Origin of the sequence: Streptomyces adustus, from assembly GCF_009377175.1 — a bacterium.
In the GTDB taxonomy this organism is placed as follows: Bacteria; Actinomycetota; Actinomycetes; order Streptomycetales; family Streptomycetaceae; genus Streptomyces; species Streptomyces adustus.
The window spans coordinates 1-4,159 of record NZ_VJZD01000431.1 but is presented as its reverse complement, the minus strand read 5'-3'; the positions used below and the strand labels follow the sequence as shown (position 1 = coordinate 4,159).

Annotated in this window: 4 protein-coding genes; 3 read left to right on the top strand and 1 reads right to left on the bottom strand. The window is 70.7% G+C overall.

Annotated elements, in window-relative coordinates; all coding sequences use genetic code 11:
* From FNH09_RS49340 to FNH09_RS45005, 3 genes are all read left to right on the top strand, one after another.
* A partial coding sequence (locus FNH09_RS49340; protein WP_152895653.1) for a hypothetical protein occupies positions 1-318 on the top strand: 318 nt, incomplete at its 5' end.
* A gap of 246 nt (positions 319-564) precedes the next feature.
* Positions 565-2,082: a glutamate-cysteine ligase family protein gene (locus FNH09_RS45010; protein WP_152895652.1), complete on the top strand. Its 1,518-nt coding sequence runs from the start codon at positions 565-567 to the stop codon at positions 2,080-2,082.
* A gap of 350 nt (positions 2,083-2,432) precedes the next feature.
* The gene (locus FNH09_RS45005; protein ID WP_162470070.1) at positions 2,433-3,233 is read left to right on the top strand and encodes a CPBP family glutamic-type intramembrane protease; all 801 of its coding nucleotides are present in this window, start codon (positions 2,433-2,435) and stop codon (positions 3,231-3,233) included.
* 33 nt (positions 3,234-3,266) lie between these two features.
* Here FNH09_RS45005 and FNH09_RS45000 read toward each other — a convergent pair whose 3' ends face one another.
* Positions 3,267-4,079: a PhzF family phenazine biosynthesis protein gene (locus tag FNH09_RS45000; RefSeq protein WP_152895651.1), complete on the bottom strand. Its 813-nt coding sequence runs from the start codon at positions 4,077-4,079 to the stop codon at positions 3,267-3,269.
* Positions 4,080-4,159: the final 80 nt, after the last annotated feature.

The window sequence follows — 4,159 nt, the reverse complement described above, 5'->3', positions numbered from 1 at the left end:
GGCGAGCTCGACGCCGGAATCGTGATGATCGGTATTCTGCCGACTCTCGACCGGGACGACCTGGTGTCCTCCAACCTTTCCGCCGTCGACCGCTACACCCTGCTCAACGATCAGATCGTGGCCGCCCTGCCGTTCGTCACCTCGACGACAGGTTCCTTCGACCGTGGGCGCCAACCTTCTCCGCCTTGTTCGCGAAGTTTATACGACGAGTGTTCATCCTGTGATTCGTCTAGCTGCTTCTCGCGGTTTCGGCAAGGGTTCATTCGGTCGGCGGTACGCGGTAATCATCCCGATTTCGAGCCTGCCGCGAGGCGATGACCTCGGCTTATGTCGAAGCGGCGGTCGGCCAATTGTCGTCGGCGTTTTTCACGAGACGCGCGGGGTACCCGAAAGTGCACACTGTTTTATGCCTCGTGAATGTGCCGCCGGTCACGTCCGACCAATGTAGCGGCTGTCCGGCCCAGTGGGTGCGTTATCGATCGCCTTCGCTGGGCATCATCCATCCTGACCCCGGACACGGCGGCCCGGAAACCGAGGGTCGCCCCGACGAGGAGGGACGCTTCCATGGGGGAGAAGGTCGTGGCAGGTCGGTTCGATCTGTCCGATCGCCAGCTCTACCGCGACAAGCTCCGGCGGTGTCTGGCGGGGCTGGAGCGGCTTCTGGCGGAGAAGCGGTTCGATCGCCCGAAGAACCTCATGGGGCTGGAGATCGAACTGAATCTTCTCGGGGCCGACGGCATGCCGAGAATGCTCAATGGGCAAGTGCTCGAACGGATCGCGAGCCGCGATTTCCAAACAGAACTCGCCATGTTCAATCTGGAAGTGAACATCGCCCCACACCGGCTGGGTGGCCGGGTATTCGACCGGCTCGCCGAGGAACTCCGTACGTCTCTGGCATATGCCGACCGGAAAGCGGGCGAGCTCGACGCCGGAATCGTGATGATCGGTATTCTGCCGACTCTCGACCGGGACGACCTGGTGTCCTCCAACCTTTCCGCCGTCGACCGCTACACCCTGCTCAACGATCAGATCGTGGCCGCCCGGGGCGAGGACTTCGCGCTCGACATCGAGGGCGTCGAACGACTGACCTGCACATCCAAGTCGATCGTCCCCGAGGCCGCGTGCACCTCGGTGCAGTTGCACCTCCAGGTCACCCCGGGCCGGTTCGCCGACGTGTGGAACGCGGCCCAGGCGGTCGCCGCCGCGCAGATCGCCGTCGGCGCCAACTCGCCCTTCCTGTTCGGCCGTGAGCTGTGGCGCGAGTCGAGGCCGCCGCTGTTCCAGCAGTCCACCGACACCCGTCCGCCCGAGTTGCAGGCACAGGGGGTGCGGCCGCGGACCTGGTTCGGCGAGCGGTGGATCTCCTCGGCGTTCGACCTGTTCGAGGAGAACCTGCGCTACTTCCCGGCGCTGCTGCCGATCTGCGCCGACGAGGACCCGCTCGACGTCCTGGACGCGGGCGGTATCCCGCAGCTGGGCGAACTCGTCCTGCACAACGGCACGGTGTACCGCTGGAACCGCCCCGTCTACGGCATCGCCGACGGCTTCCCCCATCTGCGGGTGGAGAACCGGGTGCTGCCGGCCGGCCCCACCGTCACGGACGTCCTGGCCAACGCGGCCTTCTACTACGGCGTCGTGCGCGCGCTGGCCGAGGACTCGCGGCCGGTGTGGACCCGGCTGCCGTTCGAGGCGGCCGCCGCCAACTTCGACGCCGCGTGCCGGTACGGCATCGACGCCCGCCTCGAATGGCCGCGGCGCGGTCGGCTGGGCGGTACGACGCAGGTCGACGCCGTCGGGCTCGTACGCGACGAACTGCTGCCGCTGGCCGAGGCCGGCCTCGACGCGTGGGGTGTCGATCCCGCCGACCGCGATCTGTACCTCGGGGTGATCGAGGAGCGTTGCCGACGGCGGACCAACGGCGCGTCCTGGCAGGCCGCCACCTTCCACCGGGCCCTGGAGACGGGGCTGTCCCGGGACGCCGCGCTCGCCGCGACCACCCGGCGGTACCGCGAGCTGACCCTGCTCGGCGAACCGGTGCACAGCTGGCCGGTGGGGCTGCCGGAGCCGGTGCCGCTGGGCTGACGGGGCCGGGCGGCTCCGCCATCCGCCGTCCGCCATCCGCCATCCGCCATCCGCCTTCGGGCCCGGACCGCGTACACGTACGCGGTCCGGGCCCGAAGGCGGATGGCGAGCCCCGTAGGCGTGCGTCGAGCCCTGTACGTGGGCGCGGAGCCGCGTGCCCGTGCGCGGAGCTCCGTACGCGTGGGTCGAGCCCTGTACGCGTGCGCGGAGCCGCGTGCCCGTGTGCGGAGCTCCGTACGCGTGGGGCGAACTCCTCGCCGACGGGCGCGGCGGGTGCCCGCGCGGGGGGTCGGCCGCGACCGCTCCGGGTCGATCGGGCAAGCTGTGACGACCGTCGACAGGAGGCAGGTGTGCACGTGGAGGCAGGCTCGGTGGCCGACGCATATCCGGCGGAGCGGCCCTCGCGGCGGACGCTCCGCGACGAGACGCTGCTCGTGCTGGCGCTGTCGCTCGGCGCGAGCGCGCTGGCCGCACTGATCAGCTTCGTCGGCTCGGTCACCAAACCCGGAGGCCTGAAGGACCAGGCGGCCACCCTCAACGCCTCGGCCGCGCCGGGCCGGCCCTGGCTGGACCTCGCCTGGCAGCTCTTCGGGATCGCCACGGCCCTGGTGCCGGTGGCCCTGGTCGCCCACTTCCTGCTGAGGGAGGGCGAGAACATGCGCACCCTCGGCTTCGACCGCACCCGGCCCTGGCCCGACCTGGGCCGCGGCGCGGGCGTCGCGGCGGTGATCGGCAGCGCCGGGATCGCCTTCTACCTGGCGGCGCGCGGCCTCGGCTTCAACCTCACGGTGGTGCCGGAGGCGCTGCCCGACGTGTGGTGGAAGTTTCCGGTACTGATCCTCTCGGCGATGCAGAACGCGATCCTGGAAGAGGTCATCGTCGTCGGCTATCTGCTGCGCAGGCTGGGGCAGTTGGGCTGGACCCCGGGCAGCGCGCTGATGGCCAGCGCCGTACTGCGCGGCTCGTACCACCTCTACCAGGGCATCGGCGGGTTCATCGGCAACATGGTGATGGGCGTGGTGTTCGTCTGGCTCTACCGTCGCTGGGGCCGGGTGGGTCCGCTGGTGGTGGCGCACTCCCTGCTCGACATCGGCGCGTTCGTCGGTTACGCCCTGCTGGCGGGCAAGGTGGGGTGGCTGCCGACGGCCTGAGCAGCCACCCGGGCCACCCCGGTCCCGCCGGACTCACCAGGCGAGCAGGTCGCCCTCGATGACGGTGACCGCGCGGCCGCCGAGCAGGGTGCGCTCGCCGCGCAGTTCGGTACGGACGCGGCCGGTGCGGGGCGAGGCCTGGAGGCCGGTGAGCGACGTACGGCCGAGGCGCTCGGACCAGTACGGCGCCAGCGCGGTGTGGGCGCTGCCGGTGACCGGGTCCTCGTCGATGCCGACGTTCGGGAAGAAGCAGCGGGAGACGTAGTCGTAGCCCAGGGCGGGGTTCTCGGCGCGGGCGGTGGCGATGATCCCGCGGCGGGAGTGGGCGCCGAGTGCCTTGTGGTCCGGCCGCAGGGCGTGCACGGTCTTCTCGTCGGGGAGCTCGACGAGCAGGTCCCCGATGTTCGGGCCGGTGTCGAAGGCGGTGAGCGGTTCGGCGCCGAGCGCCTGCGCGACGCCGTCCGGCAGGGCGACCGGGGTGAGCGGCGCGGTCGGGAAGTCCAGGGTGAACGAACCGTCCTCGGCGGGCGTGGCGACGAGGACACCGCTGCGGGTGGCGAACCGTACCGGGCCGGTGTGCGCGCCCGTGGTGTGCAGGACGTGGGCCGTGGCCAGCGTGGCGTGGCCGCACAGGTCGACCTCGGTGACCGGGGTGAACCAGCGCAGCGCCCAGTCCGCCTCGCCGCCCGGCGGGAGGGGATGGGCGAAGGCCGTCTCCGCGTGATTGACCTCCATCGCCACGTTCTGGAGGCGTCCGTCGTCGGGGAAGGAGTCGAGGATCAGCACGCCGGCCGGGTTGCCGGCGAAGGGGCGGTCGGTGAAGGCGTCGACGATACGAATACGCATGCCACGACGGTAGTTGGCCGCGCGGCCCCGCGACCAAGGCCAATTCGTACCGACTGGACCGGTGCGGGGCGGGTGGGTGC

What these genes read in the sequence shown, in the direction of transcription:
- FNH09_RS45010 (WP_152895652.1), top strand. Translation starts at nt 565, where the DNA reads ATGGGGGAGAAGGTCGTGGCAGGTCGGTTCGATCTGTCCGATCGCCAG.
- FNH09_RS45000 (WP_152895651.1), bottom strand. Translation starts at nt 4,079, where the DNA reads ATGCGTATTCGTATCGTCGACGCCTTCACCGACCGCCCCTTCGCCGGC.